General features: G+C 55.4%; 20 protein-coding genes and 1 other RNA gene. 7 read left to right on the top strand and 14 right to left on the bottom strand.

All coding sequences use genetic code 11. The features are described 5' to 3' along the window. Nucleotides 1-11: 11 nt before the first annotated feature. Nucleotides 12-908 (bottom strand): site-specific tyrosine recombinase XerD, encoded by an 897-nt coding sequence (gene xerD / locus EQV24_RS14045; RefSeq protein WP_040021689.1) that lies wholly within the window; start codon nucleotides 906-908, stop codon nucleotides 12-14. A gap of 101 nt (nucleotides 909-1,009) precedes the next feature. Here xerD and fldB point away from each other — a divergent pair, with 101 nt between their 5' ends. Further along, nucleotides 1,010-1,531, top strand: a complete 522-nt coding sequence (gene fldB / locus EQV24_RS14040) for a flavodoxin FldB (protein ID WP_013098613.1) — start codon at nucleotides 1,010-1,012, stop codon at nucleotides 1,529-1,531. A gap of 6 nt (nucleotides 1,532-1,537) precedes the next feature. Here fldB and EQV24_RS14035 read toward each other — a convergent pair whose 3' ends face one another. Next, the gene (locus EQV24_RS14035; protein WP_023620447.1) at nucleotides 1,538-1,951 is read right to left on the bottom strand and encodes a protein YgfX; all 414 of its coding nucleotides are present in this window, start codon (nucleotides 1,949-1,951) and stop codon (nucleotides 1,538-1,540) included. Next, nucleotides 1,932-2,198, bottom strand: coding sequence for an FAD assembly factor SdhE (gene sdhE, locus EQV24_RS14030; protein ID WP_013098615.1), 267 nt, complete (start codon nucleotides 2,196-2,198; stop codon nucleotides 1,932-1,934). The genes EQV24_RS14035 and sdhE overlap by 20 nt, the downstream gene beginning before the upstream one ends. Before the next feature lie 294 nt (nucleotides 2,199-2,492). On the opposite strand from sdhE, the gene ygfZ reads away from it, so the two are divergent. Beyond that, nucleotides 2,493-3,473 (top strand): tRNA-modifying protein YgfZ, encoded by a 981-nt coding sequence (gene ygfZ / locus EQV24_RS14025; RefSeq protein ID WP_023620448.1) that lies wholly within the window; start codon nucleotides 2,493-2,495, stop codon nucleotides 3,471-3,473. A 109-nt stretch (nucleotides 3,474-3,582) separates the two neighbouring features. Here ygfZ and EQV24_RS14020 read toward each other — a convergent pair whose 3' ends face one another. Then, a complete protein-coding gene (locus tag EQV24_RS14020; protein WP_003863433.1) occupies nucleotides 3,583-4,242 on the bottom strand; it encodes a hemolysin III family protein in 660 nt (219 codons plus the stop codon). 265 nt (nucleotides 4,243-4,507) lie between these two features. On the opposite strand from EQV24_RS14020, the gene EQV24_RS14015 reads away from it, so the two are divergent. After that, the gene (locus EQV24_RS14015; protein ID WP_020687085.1) at nucleotides 4,508-5,239 is read left to right on the top strand and encodes a MurR/RpiR family transcriptional regulator; all 732 of its coding nucleotides are present in this window, start codon (nucleotides 4,508-4,510) and stop codon (nucleotides 5,237-5,239) included. Between the two features lie 115 nt (nucleotides 5,240-5,354). After that, nucleotides 5,355-6,788, top strand: a complete 1,434-nt coding sequence (locus EQV24_RS14010) for a 6-phospho-beta-glucosidase (RefSeq protein ID WP_020687084.1) — start codon at nucleotides 5,355-5,357, stop codon at nucleotides 6,786-6,788. Nucleotides 6,789-6,857: 69 nt separating this feature from the next. On the opposite strand, the gene EQV24_RS14005 is transcribed toward EQV24_RS14010, so the two are convergent. From EQV24_RS14005 to EQV24_RS13970, 8 genes are all read right to left on the bottom strand, one after another. Then, complete coding sequence (locus tag EQV24_RS14005; protein ID WP_013098620.1) at nucleotides 6,858-7,601, bottom strand: SDR family oxidoreductase; 744 nt, start codon at nucleotides 7,599-7,601, stop codon at nucleotides 6,858-6,860. A gap of 72 nt (nucleotides 7,602-7,673) precedes the next feature. Beyond that, nucleotides 7,674-10,547 (bottom strand): aminomethyl-transferring glycine dehydrogenase, encoded by a 2,874-nt coding sequence (gcvP, locus tag EQV24_RS14000; RefSeq protein ID WP_029883155.1) that lies wholly within the window; start codon nucleotides 10,545-10,547, stop codon nucleotides 7,674-7,676. 66 nt (nucleotides 10,548-10,613) lie between these two features. Next, on the bottom strand, nucleotides 10,614-11,003 hold the full coding sequence (gcvH, locus tag EQV24_RS13995) for a glycine cleavage system protein GcvH (protein ID WP_013098622.1): 390 nt from the start codon (nucleotides 11,001-11,003) through the stop codon (nucleotides 10,614-10,616). Between the two features lie 23 nt (nucleotides 11,004-11,026). Then, a complete protein-coding gene (gene gcvT / locus EQV24_RS13990; RefSeq protein WP_028028158.1) occupies nucleotides 11,027-12,121 on the bottom strand; it encodes a glycine cleavage system aminomethyltransferase GcvT in 1,095 nt (364 codons plus the stop codon). 397 nt (nucleotides 12,122-12,518) lie between these two features. Next, nucleotides 12,519-13,721, bottom strand: a complete 1,203-nt coding sequence (ubiI, locus tag EQV24_RS13985) for an FAD-dependent 2-octaprenylphenol hydroxylase (RefSeq protein ID WP_013098624.1) — start codon at nucleotides 13,719-13,721, stop codon at nucleotides 12,519-12,521. 12 nt (nucleotides 13,722-13,733) lie between these two features. After that, on the bottom strand, nucleotides 13,734-14,912 hold the full coding sequence (ubiH, locus tag EQV24_RS13980; RefSeq protein ID WP_020687080.1) for a 2-octaprenyl-6-methoxyphenyl hydroxylase: 1,179 nt from the start codon (nucleotides 14,910-14,912) through the stop codon (nucleotides 13,734-13,736). Continuing rightward, a complete protein-coding gene (gene pepP / locus EQV24_RS13975; RefSeq protein ID WP_086528234.1) occupies nucleotides 14,909-16,222 on the bottom strand; it encodes a Xaa-Pro aminopeptidase in 1,314 nt (437 codons plus the stop codon). Before pepP ends, ubiH begins: the two co-directional genes overlap by 4 nt. Nucleotides 16,223-16,253: 31 nt before the next feature. Next, nucleotides 16,254-16,832 (bottom strand): YecA family protein, encoded by a 579-nt coding sequence (locus EQV24_RS13970; RefSeq protein WP_013098627.1) that lies wholly within the window; start codon nucleotides 16,830-16,832, stop codon nucleotides 16,254-16,256. A gap of 168 nt (nucleotides 16,833-17,000) precedes the next feature. Between EQV24_RS13970 and zapA the strand changes: the two genes are divergently transcribed. The 3 genes from zapA (at nucleotide 17,001) to EQV24_RS13955 (ending at nucleotide 18,175) form a co-directional block, all read left to right on the top strand. Further along, nucleotides 17,001-17,330 (top strand): cell division protein ZapA, encoded by a 330-nt coding sequence (gene zapA, locus EQV24_RS13965; protein ID WP_006811891.1) that lies wholly within the window; start codon nucleotides 17,001-17,003, stop codon nucleotides 17,328-17,330. Nucleotides 17,331-17,371: 41 nt separating this feature from the next. Further along, nucleotides 17,372-17,555, top strand: a non-coding RNA gene (ssrS, locus tag EQV24_RS13960) — 6S RNA. Between the two features lie 23 nt (nucleotides 17,556-17,578). Further along, on the top strand, nucleotides 17,579-18,175 hold the full coding sequence (locus EQV24_RS13955) for a 5-formyltetrahydrofolate cyclo-ligase (protein WP_057071752.1): 597 nt from the start codon (nucleotides 17,579-17,581) through the stop codon (nucleotides 18,173-18,175). Between the two features lie 66 nt (nucleotides 18,176-18,241). Here EQV24_RS13955 and serA read toward each other — a convergent pair whose 3' ends face one another. Together serA and rpiA are read right to left on the bottom strand one after the other, a co-directional pair. Then, nucleotides 18,242-19,474 carry a phosphoglycerate dehydrogenase gene (gene serA, locus EQV24_RS13950; RefSeq protein WP_130626703.1) on the bottom strand — a complete coding sequence of 411 codons (1,233 nt, stop codon included), beginning with the start codon at nucleotides 19,472-19,474 and terminating at the stop codon, nucleotides 18,242-18,244. 268 nt (nucleotides 19,475-19,742) lie between these two features. Then, nucleotides 19,743-20,402, bottom strand: coding sequence for a ribose-5-phosphate isomerase RpiA (gene rpiA, locus EQV24_RS13945; protein ID WP_013098630.1), 660 nt, complete (start codon nucleotides 20,400-20,402; stop codon nucleotides 19,743-19,745). Nucleotides 20,403-20,467: the final 65 nt, after the last annotated feature.

The following is a 20,467-nucleotide window of genomic DNA, read 5'->3' as shown; positions in this document are numbered from 1 at the left end:
TTCGTCGGCACTCACGCGCGAGGGTGGTGCTGTTGGTGTAGCTGCCGCAGGCGTTCCGTCGCGACATGGGTGTAAATTTGCGTCGTGGAAAGATCGCTGTGTCCCAGCAGCATCTGCACCACGCGCAGATCGGCGCCGTGGTTCAGCAGATGTGTCGCAAAGGCATGCCGCAACACGTGCGGCGACAGCTTTTCGCTGTCAATGCCCGCCAGTGTGGCGTAATGCTTGATGCGATGCCAGAACGTTTGCCGCGTCATCTGCTGCGCACGCTGGCTGGGGAACAAGACATCGATAGAAACGCCGTTCAGCAACCACGGACGACCGTGTTCCAGATACGTTTCCAGCCAGTACACCGCCTCTTCTCCCAGCGGGACCAGCCGTTCCTTGTTCCCTTTACCGATCACACGAACCACGCCCTGGCGCAAGCTGATGTCGCTCATCGTCAGGCCAACCAGTTCCGAAACGCGCAAGCCGGTAGCATACAATAGCTCAAGCATGGCTTTATCGCGTAACTCCAGCGGCAGGTCAACAGCCGGTGATTGTAATAATCTCTCAACTTGTGCTTCGCTGAGATCTTTCGGTAGCCGCTGCGGGAGTTTAGGCGATGCCAGGAGGGCGCTGGGATCGTCCGTGCGAATTTTCTCACGGTAGAGATGCTGGAACAGTCGACGCATTGCACTGAGCAGACGCGCGGAACTGGTGGCTTTGTAGCCCCCCTCCATACGCTCGCCCAGCAGCGCCTGCAGGTCGTCGCTTTGTGCGCTCTCCAGCGACAGTCCCCGGTGTGCCAGCCACTCCACCAGCATGGTGAGGTCCCGCCGATAGGCGCTCAGCGTATTTTGGGCCAGGTTTTTCTCCAGCCACAGCGCATCGAGAAACTGTTCGATGAGTGCGAGATCCTTTTCCACATCAGCCCCTTTGATTCTGCAATCCGGGCATTATGCCTGATTGCGAGCGGTTTCTGGTACACTACGCGCAAAGTCATAGCAAGAATTGAGATAGATACGCGATGAATATTGGTCTGTTTTATGGTTCCAGCACCTGCTACACCGAAATGGCGGCAGAGAAAATTCGCGACATCATTGGCCCGGAACTGGTGACGTTGCATAACCTGAAGGACGATGCGCTCACGCTGATGGAGCAGTACGACGTATTGATCCTCGGCATCCCGACCTGGGATTTCGGTGAGATACAGGAAGACTGGGAAGCCATCTGGGATCAGCTCGATACGCTCAACCTCGACGGCAAAATCATTGCCATGTACGGTATGGGCGACCAGTTCGGTTACGGGGAATGGTTCCTGGATGCACTCGGCATGCTGCACGATAAGCTGGCACCGAAGGGCGTCACGTTTATCGGCTACTGGCCAACGGAAGGTTACGAATTTACCAGTAAAAAACCGATTATCGCAGACGGCCAGCTGTTTGTCGGGCTCGCGCTGGATGAAACCAACCAGTACGATCTGAGCGACGAGCGTCTGCAAACCTGGTGCGAACAGATTCTGGGCGAAATGGCCGAGAAGTTCAGTTAACGCGTATTATTCCTGCGTCGGTTGCTGCTGCAGTAGCATCCGGCGCAGTTCCCGCCACTCCGCAATATCCATACTGTCGGCGGCCAGCCACAGATGCTGGCACTTACCGCCGCCCACCTGGCGTAACCGTAGCATCATGCCGGAACTGAGCATCCAGGGCATACCGAGGATATCCCACTCTTTACCCTGCCAGCGCAGGCGGGAGTCCATCAGTAATTTGATCTCACCCTGGCGGGCATTGATCCGGCGCTGGCTGCGCACGCTGTCAAAAACGACGAACGACAGCAACAACAGCCACAGCGGCGTATAGCTAAGCGGCCACGGCATCAGTAAAACAAATGCCGCGACCAAGCCGTGGAGCAATAACGACATCCACTGCGAGCGCCACGAGACGCGAAGATCAGATTGCCACAGGACCACGTTCCCGATTCCGTGTTTGAATTAATTGCACCATCCGTTGCAACTCGGTGTCGGCGGGCTTGCCGTGGTTCATCAGCCAGTTGAATAAATCGGGATCGTCAGACTCAAGCAGGCGAACAAACAGACGCTTATCCTCATCGCTTAAGCTGTCATACTCATATTCGAAGAAAGGCATGATGGAGATATCAAGTTCACGCATGCCGCGTCGGCATGCCCAGTGAATACGGGCCTTGTTGTTAATATCCATGTTCTGTTTCCTGCATTACGTTTGGCACAGTCGGTACCCCGTTCAGTCTTCTTTATTTCTCTGCGGGGACACTCGCTAGTGTAACGTGTTTTTGACCGTTTCTTTACTGGAATATTGCGAAGCTGAAGTGGGCTTCCAGAATAACCCCTATAAAGACAGCGGATTACACTATTTTGCGTGGCGCTACGCATTGCTGCGTTATGGCACGAATGGCCTGCTGAAAGCGCTTGCAATGGCTGTAGTCTCTTTTACCATTAGGCATTATCAAAGCGTTAAGCAATTCAGGATACCGTTATGGCATTTACACCATTTTCTCCTCGCCAGCCCGCCGCCTCTGCGCGTCTGCCGCTGACGCTTATTTCTCTTGATGACTGGGCACTGGCCACACTCGTTGGTGCCGACGCCGAAAAATACCTTCAGGGCCAGGTCACGGCAGACGTGAGCCAGATGACCGAACATCAGCACCTGCTGGCTGCGCATTGCGATCCAAAAGGCAAAATGTGGAGCAACCTGCGTCTGTTCCGCCGTCAGGATGGCTTTGCCTTTATTGAGCGCCGCAGCCTGCGTGATGACCAGCTCAAAGAGCTGAAGAAATACGCGGTCTTTTCCAAAGTCACGATTGCGCCAGATGACGAGCACGTGCTGCTGGGCGTGGCCGGTTTCCAGGCGCGTGCCGCGCTGAAAAACCTGTTCAACGAACTGCCGGATGCAGAAAAGCAGTTGGTTAGCGAAGGTGAGACCTCCATTCTGTGGTTTGAACATCCTGCAGAGCGTTTCCTGCTGGTGACCGACGCCGCGACCGCCGAGCGCGTAACTGAGGCCCTGCGCGGTGAAGCCCAGTTCAATAACAGCCAACAGTGGCTGGCACTGAACATTGAAGCGGGTCTGCCGGTGATTGACGCAGCCAACAGCGCGCAGTTTATTCCGCAGGCGACCAACCTGCAGGCGCTGGGCGGCATCAGCTTTAAAAAAGGCTGTTACACCGGCCAGGAGATGGTCGCGCGGGCAAAATTCCGCGGCGCGAATAAGCGCGCGCTGTGGACACTGGCGGGTCACGCCAGCCGTGTACCGGAAGCGGGTGAAGATTTAGAACTGAAGATGGGTGAAAACTGGCGCCGTACCGGCACCGTGTTAGCCGCCGTTCAGCTGGATGATGGCCGTCTGCTGGTGCAGGCGGTGATGAACAACGACATGGAAGCCGACAGCGTGTTCCGCGTGCGTGATGATGCCAATACCTTGAGTATTGAGCCGCTGCCGTATTCACTGGAAGAGTGATGCTGTATCGCCCGGTGGCGCTACGCTTACCGGGCCTACGGTTTTGGTGTTCTCCCTCTCGCTGTGGGAAAGGGTTAGGGTGAGGGCAACAGGCCGCAAGATGTAAAAACTACACCTGCCCCACATACAAATAAATTGCCAGGAAGTGACACACGCTGCCCCCAAGTACAAAGCCGTGCCAGATAGCATGGTTATAAGGGATGCGCTTGCAGACATAGAAAATGACGCCCAACGAGTAGACCACGCCGCCTACGGCAAGCAGGGTCACGCCCCCTACCGCCAGCTTAATCGCCAGCTGATAAACCACTATCAGCGACAGCCAGCCCATCGTCAGGTAGGTCACCAGCGACAGCACCTTAAACCGGTGCGCAATGGTCAGCTTAAAGAGGATCCCCAGCAGCGCCAGGCTCCAGATCACAATCATCAGGCCACGCGACAGCGGTGAGTTCAACCCCACCAGCAGGAATGGCGTGTAGGTGCCTGCAATAAGAAGATAGATAGCGCAGTGGTCAAATTTTTTGAGCCATATCTTTGCCCGCTGATGCGGAATGGCGTGATACAGCGTCGACGCCAGAAACAGCAGGATCATACTCCCGCCATACAGGCTGTAGCTGGTAATGGCCATGGCACTGGCGTTGGTGTCCACCGCCTGCACCAGTAATAACACTAAACCGACAATCCCAAACACCAGGCCAATGCCGTGGCTGATGCTGTTGGCTACTTCCTCAGCCAGTGAATATCCCTGTGCGATTAATGGTCTGCTCACCATACAAAACTCCGGGAAAACGAAAGATGATTATTCATCGCATGACTATGCTAACTGAGAATGATTCCAGTGAACACCTGTTAGCTAAAATAATTTCAATCCATAATTTATATATAAAAATCATAGATATAAAAAACAGTTTCACCTTACATTTGTTCACATTAAAATTTAATCATTATGAATCAAAGGCATAAAAATGGATCCTGCCCTCTGGCTGCATGTTATGATGGGTCAATGAAGTCTGAATGAGAGTTATGCCACTGTGAGTATGTTCACCCACGCCGCCATTGCCAGTCTCAATAATCTGGAGATGATGGTCTACAACTATGTCATCAAAAATCGTGACAAAGTGATGTACATGACTATCCGCGAACTGGCGGACGCGGCGGGTGTCTCCACCACCACTATCCTGCGCTTTTGCCGCAAACTCAACTGCGAAGGCTACTCTGAATTCCGCGTACGCTTTAAGCTCTATCTGGAGCAGAATGAGCCTCAGCAGATAAATTTTGGTGCCAGTGAAATTATCAGCTTCTTTAAAAGCGTTAATAATGAAGAGTTCGATACATTATTAGATGAAGCGGTGGAGATAATATTATCGTCCGAGCGAATTATCTTTGTCGGCGCAGGGACCTCAGGCTCGCTGGCAAAATATGGTGCACGCTTCTTTTCTAATATCGGTAAATTCAGCAACCATATCGACGATCCTTATTTCCCGGTGACCAATGACATGGCCAAAAATGCGCTGGCGATTGTACTGTCGGTATCCGGTGAAACGGAAGAGATTCTGCGCTTCGCCAGCCAGTTCAGTCTGCATCACTGCAAGGTACTTTCCATTACCAGTCATGAGCATTCGCGGCTGGCAAAACTGGCCGATTTTAATCTCTCCTGGCATGTTCCCCAGACGCGTATTGCAGGCGTGTATGATATCACCACCCAAATCCCCGTTATTTATATTCTGGAGTCGCTCGGGCGTAAACTGGCGAAGAAATTAACAGAATAAAACATCCTGTTTTTTGCATGTAACAAATTACAATTCAGGCAAATTGTTATATCGTGACATTTATTGTCGCTTTGCTAGACTCGATTCAATAAGTCATGAATTGAGAATAGCAACGATGAAAAAATTAACCTTACCAAAAGATTTTTTATGGGGCGGCGCGGTTGCTGCTCACCAGGTGGAAGGCGGCTGGAACAAAGGCGGCAAAGGGCCGAGCATCTGTGACGTGCTGACCGGTGGCGCGCATGGCGTTCCCCGTGAAATCACCCAGGAAGTGGTACCGGGTAAATACTACCCAAACCACGAGGCCATCGACTTTCACGGCCACTACAAAGAAGACATCAAGCTGTTTGCCGAGATGGGCTTCAAATGTTTCCGCACCTCTATCGCCTGGACGCGCATCTTCCCGAAAGGTGACGAAACGCAGCCCAATGAAGAAGGGCTGAAGTTTTACGACGATCTGTTCGATGAGTTGCTAAAGTACAACATCGAGCCGGTGATCACCCTCTCCCACTTCGAAATGCCGCTGCACCTGGTGCAGGAATATGGCGCCTGGACCAACCGTAAAGTGGTCGATTTCTTTGTCCGTTTCGCGGAAGTGGTCTTCGAGCGTTACAAAAACAAGGTCAAATACTGGATGACCTTCAACGAAATCAACAACCAGCGTAACTGGCGTGCCCCGCTGTTCGGTTACTGCTGCTCCGGTGTGGTCTATACCGAGCACGACAACCCGGAAGAGACCATGTACCAGGTGCTGCATCATCAGTTTGTGGCAAGCGCCCTGGCAGTAAAAGCTGCGCGTCGTATTAACCCTGAAATGAAGGTCGGCTGTATGCTGGCGATGGTGGCGCTCTATCCGTTCTCCTGTAAACCGGAGGACGTGATGTTTGCCCAGGAATCCATGCGTGAACGCTATGTCTTTACCGACGTTCAGCTGCGCGGTTATTACCCGTCTTATGTACTGAATGAGTGGGAGCGCCGTGGTTTTACCATTAACATGGAGCCGGGTGATGAGCAGATCCTGCGTGAAGGTACCTGCGACTACTTAGGTTTCAGCTATTACATGACTAACGCCGTCAAAGCAGAAGGCGGTACCGGCGATGCAATTTCAGGCTTTGAAGGCAGCGTGCCCAACCCGCATGTGAAAGCCTCTGACTGGGGCTGGCAGATTGACCCTGTGGGTCTGCGCTACTCTCTGTGTGAGCTATACGAGCGTTATCAGAAACCGCTGTTTATCGTCGAGAACGGTTTTGGCGCCTACGATAAAGTGGAAGAAGATGGCAGCATCAACGACGATTACCGCATCGACTATCTGCGCGCTCACGTGGAAGAGATGATCAAAGCCGTGACGCACGATGGCGTGGATCTGATGGGTTATACGCCTTGGGGCTGTATCGACTGCGTGTCGTTCACCACCGGCCAGTACAGCAAGCGCTATGGTTTTATCTATGTGAACAAGCACGACGACGGCACGGGCGACATGTCGCGCTCCCGTAAGAAAAGCTTCGAGTGGTATAAAGGTGTGATTGCCAGTAACGGTGAGACGCTTTAACTCTGTAACGCCGGGCGGCGCTACGCTTGATCCCCTCTCCCTTTTGGGGAGAGGGTTAGGGTGAGGGGTTTACTTCCCGCCCGCTAACTCAATAAAACTGCCCGTCACGTACGACGCTTTCTCGCTCAGCAGCCAGACAATCGCCTGGGCTACCTCTTCAGGCTGGCCGCCGCGCTGCATCGGCAGCAACGACTTAACGCGATCCACACGTCCCGGCTCTCCACCGTCGGCATGGATGTCGGTATAGATAAGCCCAGGGCGCACGCAGTTAACGCGGATACCTTGCGCCGCCACTTCCAGCGCTAACCCGGTTGTCAGTGAATCCACCGCCCCTTTGGACGCCGCGTAATCCACATACTCACCCGGTGCGCCCAGTCGTGACGCCGCGGAGGAGACATTCACAATCGCCCCACCTTTGCCGCCATGTTTGTGCGACATACGCTTTACCGCTTCACGGCAGCAAAGGAAATACCCCGTGACGTTGGTTGCCAGCACGCGATTAATGCGTTCAGCCGAAAGATTTTCGATAGTGGATTGCTCAAACAGGATCCCGGCGTTATTCACCAGCGCCGTCAGCGGCTCAGCTTCTCGGTCAAGACTGTCAAACATCGCCAGTACCTGCGCTTCATCGCTAATATCTGCGCGCAGGGCAAAGGCTTTACCGCCCGCCCCGACGATCTGGTTGATAACGTCCGTCGCAGCCTTGATATTGTGGTGATAATTCACCGCCACGGTGTAGCCTTCGTTTGCCAGCTGCAGCGCGGTGGCTTTACCGATACCGCGGCTGGCGCCTGTTACAAGTGCAATACCCATTCTTTTCTCCCAATAAAAAAGCCGGGTATGGCGGCTTCGCCATACCCGGCCTACGTTACTACATCAACACGATTACTGGTATTCGCTCATTGGTACGCAGGAGCAGAACAGATTACGGTCACCGTAGACGTCATCAAGACGTTTCACGGTTGGCCAGTATTTGTTTGCCACACCGGCCGGGAAGACCGCCAGTTCACGGCTGTAACCGTGATTCCACTCCGCCACCATTTCATGCTGCGTGTGCGGCGCATTGACCAGCGGGTTGTCTTCCAGCGTCCATTCGCCGTCCTGCACGCGGTCGATCTCCATGCGGATGGCCAGCATCGCATCAATAAAGCGGTCCAGCTCGGCTTTGCTCTCGGACTCCGTTGGCTCCACCATCAGCGTACCCGCAACCGGGAACGACATGGTTGGCGCATGGAATCCATAGTCGATAAGACGTTTGGCAATATCCAGCTCGCTAATGCCGGTCTGCTCTTTCAGCGGACGAATATCCAGAATGCACTCGTGCGCCACGCGGCCATCACGACCGGTGTAGAGCACCGGATAGGCTGACTTGAGGCGGGTCGCGATGTAGTTAGCGTTCAGGATCGCCACCTGGCTTGCCTTCTTCAGCCCTTCCGCGCCCATCATGCGGATGTACATCCAGCTGATTGGCAGGATAGAGGCGCTACCAAATGGTGCCGCTGACACCGCGCCCTGACGGGTCAGCATCCCTTCGATCTGCACCACGCTATGGCCTGGAACAAACGGTGCCAGGTGCGCTTTCACGCCGATTGGCCCCATACCCGGGCCGCCACCGCCGTGCGGAATGCAGAAGGTTTTATGCAGGTTCAGGTGCGAAACGTCCGCGCCGATGAAGCCCGGCGAGGTGATGCCCACCTGCGCATTCATGTTCGCACCGTCGAGATAGACCTGGCCACCAAACTGATGCACCACTTCACACACTTCACGGATGGTCTCTTCGTACACGCCGTGAGTCGACGGGTAGGTCACCATGATGCAGGAGAGCTTATCGCCCGCCTGTTCGGCTTTCGCACGCAGGTCAGCGAGGTCAATGTTGCCGTTCTTATCGCACGCCACCACGACCACTTCCATCCCCGCCATCTGGGCGGAGGCCGGGTTGGTGCCGTGGGCAGAGCTTGGGATCAGGCAGATATCACGGTGGCCTTCGTTACGGCTCTCATGATAGTGGCGGATCGCCAGCAGACCGGCGTACTCACCCTGCGCACCTGAGTTTGGCTGCATGCAGAGCGCGTCATAACCCGTCAGTTTCACCAGCCAGTCGGAGAGCTGGTTGATCATCAGGTGATACCCTTCCGCCTGTTCGGCAGGGCAGAACGGGTGCAGCTCGGCAAACTCAGGCCAGGTGATAGGGATCATCTCCGCCGCCGCGTTCAGCTTCATGGTGCAGGAACCCAGCGGGATCATCGCCTGGTTCAGCGCCAGATCCTTGCGCTCCAGAGAGTGCATGTAACGCATCATCTCGGTTTCGCTGTGGTAGCGGTTAAAGACCGGGTGCGTCAGGATCGCATCGTTACGCAGCATGCTTTCCTGAATTGAACGGCTGTCGAGCGCGACCTCTTTGTCCAGCGTATCAATATCCAGACCGTGCGCGTCGCCCAGCAACACGTTAAACAGGTTGACGATATCTACACGGGTGGTGGATTCATCAAGGGTGATGCCGACCGCGTTATGGATGTCGCTGCGCAGGTTGATTTGCGCCGCATCAGCACGCGCCAGCACCGCCGCTTTGTCCGCCACTTCAACGCACAGGGTGTCGAAGTAGTGAGCGTGACGCAGTTTGAGGCCTTTCTGCTGCAGACCGCAGGCCAGAATATCGGCCAGACGGTGAATGCGGCTGGCGATGCGTTTCAGGCCAACCGGACCGTGGAACACCGCATACAGGCTGGCAATGTTAGCCAGCAGAACCTGCGAGGTACAAATGTTGGAGTTCGCTTTCTCGCGGCGGATATGCTGCTCACGCGTCTGCATCGCCATGCGCAGCGCAGTGTTACCGGCAGCGTCTTTTGACACACCGATAATACGGCCAGGCATGGAGCGTTTGAATTCATCTTTTGCCGCAAAGAATGCCGCGTGCGGGCCGCCGTAGCCCATCGGCACGCCGAAGCGCTGCGCAGAGCCGAAGACGATATCCGCACCCTGTTTGCCAGGCGCCGTCAACAGTACCAGTGCCATAAAATCAGCGGCGACGCTGACAACGACTTTACGGGATTTGAGTTCGGTCATCAGCGCGCTGTAGTCATGCACTTCGCCGGTGGTGCCCACCTGCTGTAGCAGCACGCCAAAGACATCCTGGTGATCCAGTACTTTGTCGGCATCGTCGACAATCACGTCGAAGCCAAAGGTTTCCGCACGAGTGCGTACCACATCCAGCGTCTGCGGATGAACATCCGCCGCCACGAAGAAGCGGTTGGCGTTTTTCAGCTTGCTCACGCGTTTCGCCATCGCCATGGCTTCTGCCGCGGCGGTCGCTTCATCCAGCAGAGACGCAGAGGCGATGTCGAGACCGGTCAGATCCAGGGTCACCTGCTGGAAGTTCAACAGCGCTTCCAGACGGCCCTGGGACACTTCCGGCTGATAGGGGGTATACGCGGTATACCAGCCCGGGTTTTCCAGCATGTTGCGCAGGATCACCGGCGGTAACTGCACGTTGGTATAACCCATGCCAATGTAAGACTTATAGCGCTTGTTAAGGGCTGCAATGGCCTTTAATTCTGCCAGCGCAGCAAATTCAGTCGTCGCCTCGCCCACCTGTGGTGGCGTGGCAAGCTGGATGTCTTTTGGCACGATCTGGCCGATCAGTGCGTCTAATGAATCCGCGCCAACTGTCTTCAGCATCTCCTGCTGTTGCTGAGCATCCGGCCCTATGTGACGTTCAATGAAGGCGCCACGGTTTTCAAGCTGGCTTAAAGTCTGTGTCATGAGCGATGGTTCCTGAAACGTGCAGTGAATATAAGTTCCCTCTCCCGAAGGGAGAGGGATAATGGCTTACTCGTCTTCTAACAGGGCTTCGTATGCGGTGGCATCCAGCAGCGCAGCAACCTGTGATTCGTCGCTGGCTTTGATCTTGAAGATCCAGCCGCCTTCATACGGTTCGCTGTTGACCAGTTCCGGGGAGTCGCTCAGCGCGTCGTTGACGGCAATGATTTCGCCGCTCACCGGTGCATAGATATCGGATGCCGCCTTAACAGATTCCGCGACAGCGCAGTCATCGCCCGCGCTAACGGTCGCGCCCACTTCCGGCAGGTCAACAAACACCATGTCGCCCAGCAGCTCTTGCGCGTGCTCGGTGATCCCAACGGTATAAGAGCCGTCCGCCTCTTTGCGCAGCCACTCGTGTTCTTTGCTGTATTTCAGTTCTGCTGGCACATTGCTCATTGAAGTTCTCCTGATAAAAATGATTAGGCGACCGGCTTACCGGCGCGAACAAAAATCGGTTTGGTCACGTGGACCGGCATTTCGCGGTTGCGGATCTGTACCACCGCCGTTTCGCCAATGCCGGCCGGCACGCGTGCCAGTGCAATACTGTAGCCCAGCGTCGGGGAGAAGGTACCGCTGGTGATCACGCCTTCACGCGGATTGCCGTCTGCATCGGTAAAACGTACCGGCAGTTCGCCGCGCAGCACGCCTTTTTCCTTCATCACCAGGCCAACCAGCTGTTCAGTGCCCTTTTCGCGCTGCATCTCCAGCGCTTCACGGCCAATAAATTCGCGGTCAGCCGGTTCCCACGCGATGGTCCAGCCCATGTTAGCGGCCAGTGGAGAGACGCTTTCGTCCATCTCCTGACCATAAAGGTTCATGCCCGCTTCCAGACGCAGCGTATCGCGCGCGCCCAGTCCTGCAGGCTTGACGCCTGCTTCCACCAGCGCACGCCAGAAATCGGCGGCTTTTTCATTCGGCATGGCAATTTCATAGCCCGCTTCACCGGTATAGCCGGTGGTGGCGATAAACAGATCGCCCGCCTGCACGCCGAAGAACGGCTTCATGCCAGCGGTGGCTTCACGCTGCTCGTTGTTGAACAGCGTGGCGGCTTTCGCCTGCGCGTTCGGCCCCTGTACGGCGATCAGCGACAGATCATCACGGACGGTGATGTCGATGGCATACGGTTCAGCGTGTTGGGTAATCCAGGAGAGGTCTTTTTCGCGGGTGGCGGAGTTTACAACGAGGCGGAAGAAATCTTCAGTGAAGTAGTAGACGATAAGGTCGTCAATCACGCCGCCAGAGGCATTTAGCATGCCGGTATAGAGCGCTTTACCTGGCGTCTTCAGTTTTGCGACGTCGTTTGCCAGCAGATAACGCAAAAACTCCCGGGTGCGGCTACCGCGCAGGTCGACAATTGTCATGTGGGAGACGTCGAACATACCGGCATCGGTACGCACTGCGTGGTGTTCATCAATCTGGGAGCCGTAATGCAGCGGCATCATCCAGCCATGAAAGTCCACCATACGTGCACCGCATAACACGTGTTGTTCGTACAAAGGAGTCTGTTGAGCCATCTTTTCCTCGTTGAAAAATTCACCGTGAATCCCGGTATCGGCCCCGTCATTCGGCACCGACGCAAACGTTCTCTTTTACCTGAACTTACCACCGAAACCGACGGTTAACCATAAGGTAAAACAGGTCATCACATTAGCTTATGACCAAAAAACGCTGAAAAGCCTACAGAATTATTCACTGGTAAAATGCGATTCAACCCGCATAAAATTAACAACGATCTAACAATATTTAGCACATGGTGATATTTCATGCGGAAAAACGGGCCAAATTTCCGTAACGGAAAAATAGCCAGATTAGATTATCTAATGCGAAAAATGGCGTGAAATTAGATTATTTCAAACGAGGATATTTACCCGGCGCAGAGGCCGGGTAAATAAAGTGTGACGGGGATCGAGATTAACGTAACCAGTCGGGAAGATCGTTAAGACCCATCGCCTGACGAAGGAGTTGAGGTTTTACGCCCGGAAGGGTGTCGGCCAGTTTCAGGCCGATGTCGCGCAGCAGTTTTTTCGCCGGATTTGCCCCGGCAAACAGCTCGCGGAAGCCCTGCATGCCTGCCAGCATCACCGCCGCGCTGTGTTTGCGGCTGCGTTCGTAGCGACGCAGGTAGAGATGCTGGCCAATGTCTTTACCTTCGCGGTGCAGACGGCGCAGCTCATTCACCAGCTCTGCCGCATCCATAAAGCCAAGGTTAACTCCCTGTCCGGCCAGCGGATGAATGGTATGCGCCGCGTCACCCACCAGCGCGAGACGGTGCGCCGCAAACTGGCGCGCGTAGCGGCCGGTCAACGGGAATACCAGGCGTTCGCTCTCAAGGGTGCACAGACCAAGACGGTTATCAAACGCCATGCATAGCGCCTGATTAAACGCCTCTGGCGTCGCCTCGCGCATCAGCTGTGCTTTTTCCGGCACCAGAGACCAGACGATCGAGCACAGGTGCGGATCGCTCAGCGGCAGAAATGCCAGAATACCGTCGTTATGGAAAATCTGGCGCGCAACGCCGCCGTGCGGCTCTTCAGTACGGATGGTTGCTACCAGCGCATGATGACGATAATCCCAGAAGGTCAGGGGAATATCCGCCTTGTTACGCAGCCACGAGTTTGCGCCATCCGCGCCCACCACCAGCCGCGCGGTGAGCATGTCGCCGCTCTGCAGGGTGAGAAACGCTTCGTTTTCGCCCCATGCCACCTGCTGGATTTGCGCGGGCGCCATCAGGTTGATATCGCTGCAGGATTGCGCTTTTTGCCATAACGCATGGTGAATGACGGCATTTTCGATGATATGACCCAGATGGCTATAGCCCATGCTTTCATCATCAAACGCGATATGGCCAAAGCTGTCTTTGTCCCACACTTCCATTCCGTGATAGCAACTGGCACGCTGCGCCACGATATCTGACCAGACGCCAAGGCGCGTCAGTAGTTTTTCGCTGGCGGCATTAATTGCCGAGACGCGCAGTTCCGGCGGCGCATCGTGCGCAACGGGCTGAGGCAGATTTTGCTCCAGCACGGCCACGCGCAGACCGCTGCCCTGTAAACCACAGGCCAGCGCCAGCCCTACCATTCCGCCGCCTACAATGGCGACATCAACATTTTGCACGGTGATAACTCCTTAACGCGCGACCCAACCAAGGGTCCGCTGCGCCAGCACGTCACGTGCCGGAATGAATAATTCCATCGCCATCAGCCCAAGGTTGCGGCCTGCAACCAGCGGTGCCCAGCGATTGGCAAACAGATGCACCAGGCCATCGGTGACGCCGATAGTCGCTTCTTTATCGGCCCGGCGTCGCTTCTGATAATGGCTGAGCACCGGATACGCGCCGCAATCTTTTTGCTCATGCCACGCCTGGGACAGAGTCTCTGCCAGGCTCATCACGTCGCGTAGCCCAAGGTTGAAGCCTTGCCCGGCGATTGGGTGCAACGTCTGCGCGGCATTGCCGACCAGCGCCACGCGATGGGAGATGGACTGAGATGCCGTGGTCAGCGACAGCGGGTAAACAGCGCGTTTTCCCGCATGGGTAATACGCCCCAGCCGCCAGCCAAAGGCTTTTTGCAGTTCGGTACAGAAACGGTCGTCGGACCAGGCCTCAACGTCAGCCGCTTTATCCTGGGGATGACACCACACCAGCGAGCAGCGTCCGTTTGACATCGGCAGCATGGCCAGCGGGCCGTGCTGAGTGAAACGTTCAAACGCCCTGCCGTTGTGTTCTCCCGCCGTGGAAACGTTAGCAATAACGGCGACCTGTCCGTAAGGCTGGGCGCGCCATTCCACGCCGCACTGGGTGCCAAGCGCAGAACGTGAACCATCGGCGGCGACCAGAAGCTGGCCATCCAGAACCGTGCCGTTTTCCAGCGTCACACTGACCGCCGCTTCGCTGCGGCTGAAGCTGGCGACGCGTGCCGGGCAATGGAGCGTCACGCCCGGGGCATCCTGCAATAAACGGAACAGACGCAGCCCGACGTCGTGAAGTTCAACCACCCGACCCAGGGCATCAATGCGGTAATCCTGCGCGTCCAGCGTCACAAACCCGGCATGGCCACGATCGCTGACGTGAACGGTGTTAATTGCCGTCGCACAATCCGCAATCGCCTGCCAGATGCCAATTCGAGCGAGCTGCTGGCAGGTCCCCTGAGCCAGGGCAATGGCGCGGGCATCAAACCCGGGATGGTCGGACGCCTCTGGCGCCACGGCCTCCACCAGATGGACCGGAAGTTGCCCTTTCGTCAAATGCGAGATGGCCAGCGCCAGCGTAGCTCCCGTCATCCCCCCACCAACGATAATCACGCTCATGGGCGTGCCGCTGCCATCAGCGCCTCAATGTCATCGGCGTTTTTCACCACGCCCGCGGTCAGGTTTTCGTTACCGGTTTCGGTGATGACAATGTCATCTTCGATGCGAATACCAATTCCACGGTACGCTTCCGGCACGTCGGCATCCGGCGCAATGTAGAGCCCCGGTTCAACGGTCAGCACCATACCCGGCTCCAGCACGCGAGAACGTTCTGAACCATACGCACCCACATCATGCACATCCAGCCCCAGCCAGTGGCTCAGGCCGTGCATAAAGTAGGGGCGATGCGCATTTTCAGCAATCAGGGTATCCACATCACCGTTCAGAATCCCGAGCCTTACGAGGCCGGTAATCATGATGCGCACCACTTCGCCGGTCACTTCCTGGATGGAGGTGCCGGGGCGATAGAGCTTCAGCGCGGTTTCAAGAGATTCAAGAACGATGTCATAAATTTCGCGCTGCGCGGGGGTGAACTTACCGTTCACCGGGAAGGTTCGGGTGATGTCGCCCGCATAGCCCTGATATTCGCAGCCTGCATCAATCAGCACCAGATCGCCGTCACGCAGTTCACTTTCATTTTCGGTGTAGTGCAGAATGCAGCCGTTTTCACCGCCACCGACAATGGTGTTGTAAGAGGGATAACGCGCGCCGTGGCGGTTGAACTCGTGGTGAATCTCGCCTTCCAGCTGATATTCAAACAGGCCGGGATGGCACTTTTCCATCGCCCTTGTGTGAGCCAGCGCGCTGATTTCGCCTGCACGACGCATAACGTCCAGCTCTTCCTGCGATTTAAACAGGCGCATCTCGTGGACCACCGGGCGCCAGTCCGTCAGCGTGGCCGGGGCGGAGAGATTCTGCCGGGAGCCTTTACGCAGCTTATCCAGCGCGGTGAAGACTATCTCATCGGCATACGCATACTCACCCTGCGCGTGGTAAAGCACATCCAGCCCGTTCAGCAACTGATAGAGCTGCTGGTTGATTTCGCTGAACGCCAGCGCACGGTCCACACCCAGTTTCGCGGGCGCGGCCTCTTGCCCCAGGCGGCGACCAAACCAGATCTCCGCGGTGAGATCCCGTACGCGGTTGAAAATCACGCTGTGGTTGTGGGTGTCATTGCTCTTGATCAGCACCAGTACCGCCTCCGGTTCATTGAACCCGGTGAAGTACCAGAAATCGCTGTTCTGGCGATAGGGGTATTCACTGTCGGCACTGCGCGTCACTTCGGGCGCGGCAAAAATCAGCGCAGCGCTTCCGGGCTGCATTTTTGCCAGCAGCGCCTGACGACGACGGGAATACTCTTGATGAGAGATAACCATGACACCCTCCTGTGCGTTATTTTTCTTAATGTAAGGTTGGCTTACGAACTTCCGGTGCGGTTGGCTGCGAGCGGGTGAAGTTATCGTGGCACAGCAGTGCCGCCACGCGAACGTACTCGATAATCTCTTCGAGAGACATCTCCAGCTCTTCCTGATCTTCTTCTTCGTCGTAACCCAGCTGCGCGATGTTACGCAGATCGTCGATCGCTTCACCCGCTTCGCCGGTCACTTTATCAAGCTTAGGCTGCGTTACACCCAGCCCCAACAGATAGTGGTTTACCCAACCGGCCAGCGCATCGGCGCGATCGAACACGCTGACATCGTCGCCTTCAGGCAGATAAAGCTGAAAAAGGAAGCCATCGTCCTCCAGCGAATCGCTGATTGCCGAGTGCATTTTTCGCAGCGCTTCCGCCAGTTCATGACCAAACGCCAGCCCTTCGTTCGTCAGGTCGTGGATCAGCGGCTGCCATGAGCTGTCGCTGTTTCCGCCGCATAGCATGCCACTGATCAGACCGTGCATTTCGGCAGGGGTTAAACCCACACCCTGCTGGTTCAGTAACTGGTTTAAATCGTTGTAACCAGGCATTTCGTTCTGTATAGACATGAGCTTTCGTCATCAAAGGGAGGAATATTCATGATATGCTACCACTTTGGACCCTGGTGATACCAGAAAAGGGCTTGTATCTTCACATCAGGGTAGCTATAGTGTCGCCCCTTCGCAGCCCCCGGGGCAGTAAGCGAAGGCAGCGCAGTCAATCAGCAGGAAGGTGGCATGTCTGCACAACCCGTCGATCTCCAGATTTTTGGCCGTTCACTGCGAGTGAATTGTCCTCCTGAACAAAGGGATGCTTTGAATCAGGCTGCGGACGATTTGAATCAGCGGTTGCAAGATCTTAAAGAACGCACTAGAGTCACAAATACTGAGCAGCTGGTTTTTATCGCCGCGTTGAACATCAGCTATGAACTGACTCAGGAAAAAGCGAAGACCCGCGACTACGCGGCAAGCATGGAGCAGCGCATTAAAATGCTCCAGCAGACCATAGAACAGGCGTTGCTTGATCAAGGTCGCAATCCCGAAAGACCGGGACCAAAGTTTGAATAACACTTCTCAGTTGACTATGGTAGAGTAACTGTGAAGACAAAATTTCTCTGAGATGTTCGCAAGCGGGCCAGTCCCCTGAGCCGATATTTCATACCACAAGAATGTGGCGCTCCATGGTTGGTGAGCATGCTCGGTTCGTCCGAGAAGCCTTAAAACTATGACGACACATTCACCTTGAACCAAGGGTTCAAGGGTTACAGCCTGCGGCGGCATCTCGGAGATTCCCTCACTCTTCTTCTACCACTACCATGACTCAATTCCCTGAAGTTTCTGCCTCACGCCAGGATATTCGTCAACTCATTCGACAACGTCGCCGGGCGTTAACCCCTGAACAGCAAGCGCATTTTGCCCAGCAGGCCGCGGCACGCATGATGGCGTATCCGCCTGTAGTAATGGCGCATACCGTCGCGCTGTTTCTCTCTTTTGATGGTGAGCTGGATACGCAGCCACTCATCGAACAACTCTGGCGAGCCGGAAAGCGGGTCTATTTGCCGGTGCTGCATCCGTTTAGCGCAGGGAACCTGCTGTTTCTGCACTACCACCCACACAGCGAACTGGTTGTGAATCGTCTGAAAATCACCGAGCCGAAGCTGGATGTGCGCGACGTGCTGCCGCTGTCACAGCTGGACGTGCTGATTACGCCGCTGGTGGCGTTTGATGAACAGGGCCAGCGTTTAGGAATGGGCGGGGGCTTCTATGACAGAACGTTGCAAAACTGGCAGCAGTACGGGTTGCAACCGGTGGGTTATGCGCATGATTGTCAGGCGGTAGAAGCCTTGCCGGTCGAAAAGTGGGATGTGCCGTTGCCGGCGGTGGTGACGCCATCGAAGTTGTGGGAATGGTGAAACAGGCGTGCAGTCGACGTAGGTCGGGTAAGGCGTAGCCGCCACCCGACACTACAAACCTCACCCTTAGTACAGCAGACGCGCGCGAATCGTCCCCGGAATGGCCTTCATGCTCTGCAGCGCTTTCTCGGCCACATCTTCATCTGCTTCGATATCAATAACCACATAGCCCATCTGCGAGTTGGTTTGCAGATACTGCGCGGCAATGTTGACGCTCTGCTCGGCAAAGATCTGGTTGATGGCGGTCAGCACGCCCGGACGGTTTTCGTGAATGTGCAGCAGACGACGGCCACCGTGCAGCGGCAGCGACACTTCCGGGAAGTTAACGGCAGAGAGCGTTGAACCGTTATCGGAGTATTTGCTCAGTTTACCCGCCACTTCCAGGCCGATGTTCTCCTGCGCTTCCTGAGTAGAGCCACCGATGTGTGGCGTCAGGATCACGTTGTCGAACTCGCACAGCGGAGAGTTAAATGGATCGCTGTTGGTTGCAGGCTCCGTCGGGAAGACGTCGATAGCCGCCCCCGCCAGATGCTTACGCTTCAGGGCATCGCACAGCGCGGAAATGTCGACAACCGTACCGCGTGCGGCGTTGATCAGCAGGGAACCTGGCTTCATCAGCGCCAGCTCTTCCGCGCCCATCATATTTTTGGTGGAGGCGTTTTCCGGCACATGCAGGCTCACCACGTCGCTCATGTTCAGCAGGTCTGAAAGATGTTGAACCTGAGTAGCGTTCCCCAGCGGCAGTTTGCTTTCAATGTCGTAGAAGTAAACATGCATGCCCAGGGATTCAGCCAGGATACCCAGTTGGGTACCAATGTGGCCGTAACCGATGATACCCAGTTTTTTACCGCGCGCTTCATAAGAGCCCGCGGCTAGTTTGTTCCACACGCCGCGGTGGGCTTTGGCGTTGGCTTCCGGAATACCGCGCAGCAGCAGCAGCAGTTCGCCAATCACCAGCTCCGCCACGGAACGGGTGTTGGAGAACGGGGCGTTGAAGACCGGGATACCGCGTTTTGCGGCAGCATTCAGGTCAACCTGGTTGGTACCGATGCAGAAACAGCCGATAGCGACCAGCTTTTCCGCCGCAGCAATAACATCTTCAGTCAGGTGAGTACGGGATCGCAGGCCGATGAAGTGGGCATCACGGATGGACGCTTTCAGCTCTTCAGTATCCAGCGCGCCTTTGTGAAATTCGATGTTGGTGTAACCTGCCGCGCGAAGGCTATCAAGTGCTTTTTGATGCACGCCTTCTACTAGCAGGAATTTAATCTTGTCTTTCTCCAGTGATACCTTTGCCATTTACCCGACCCTGTTTTTTTGTCTGAACTGATGTTGTGCTGGATTGAAATCCGCTTAGCCAACATATCAAAAAAAACTATTGCAGCAATATGAACGTTTGCGTCGGCACTCTGAAGAAAAGTCATACAGTGCAAAATAGCAGAGTAAAATGCTGTAAATATTTGTGAATGCGGAAGGTTCAGCAAGAGAGAGGCAAAAAACGTGACACAAGTCACCGAATTTAGCTTTTCAAAATTTTTTTAGCGGGGGGAGGACTCCCCCCGTCAGATCATTTTACGATGGTTTTCACGCCATCAGCCGTGCCGATCAGCGCAACATCCGCGCCACGGTTGGCGAATAACCCTACTGTTACCACGCCCGGAATGCCGTTGATGGCGTTTTCGAGCGCGATCGCGTCGAGAATTTCCAGGCCATGAACGTCGAGGATCACGTTGCCGTTATCGGTGACCACACCCTGACGGTATTCAGGACGTCCGCCGAGTTTTACCAGCTCACGTGCCACGGCGCTGCGCGCCATTGGGATCACTTCAACCGGCAACGGGAATTTACCCAGAATATCAACCTGCTTGGATGCATCCGCGATACAGATGAATTTATCGGCCACGGAGGCGATGATCTTTTCACGCGTCAGCGCTGCGCCGCCGCCTTTGATCATCTGCATATGCCCGTTGATTTCATCCGCGCCATCAACGTAGATCCCCAGACGGTCCACTTCGTTCAGATCGAAAACGGTAATGCCGAGGCTTTTCAGCTTTTCCGTGGAAGCATCGGAGCTCGAAACCGCGCCCTCGATCTGCCCCTTCATCGTGCCCAGCGCATCGATAAAGTGTGCCGCCGTCGACCCCGTACCCACACCGACGATAGTACCCGGTTGCACGTACTGGAGCGCGGCCCATCCTACTGCTTTTTTCAGTTCATCCTGCGTCATGATCGTTTTGCCTGTGGTATGAAAACTTAGGGCGCATTATAGAACACGTGAGGTGGAATTCGTCT

It is taken from the genome of Enterobacter sp. A8 (genome assembly GCF_004296595.1).
Lineage (GTDB): Bacteria > Pseudomonadota > Gammaproteobacteria > Enterobacterales > Enterobacteriaceae > Enterobacter > Enterobacter cloacae.
This window is presented reverse-complemented; position numbering and strand designations above follow the sequence as displayed.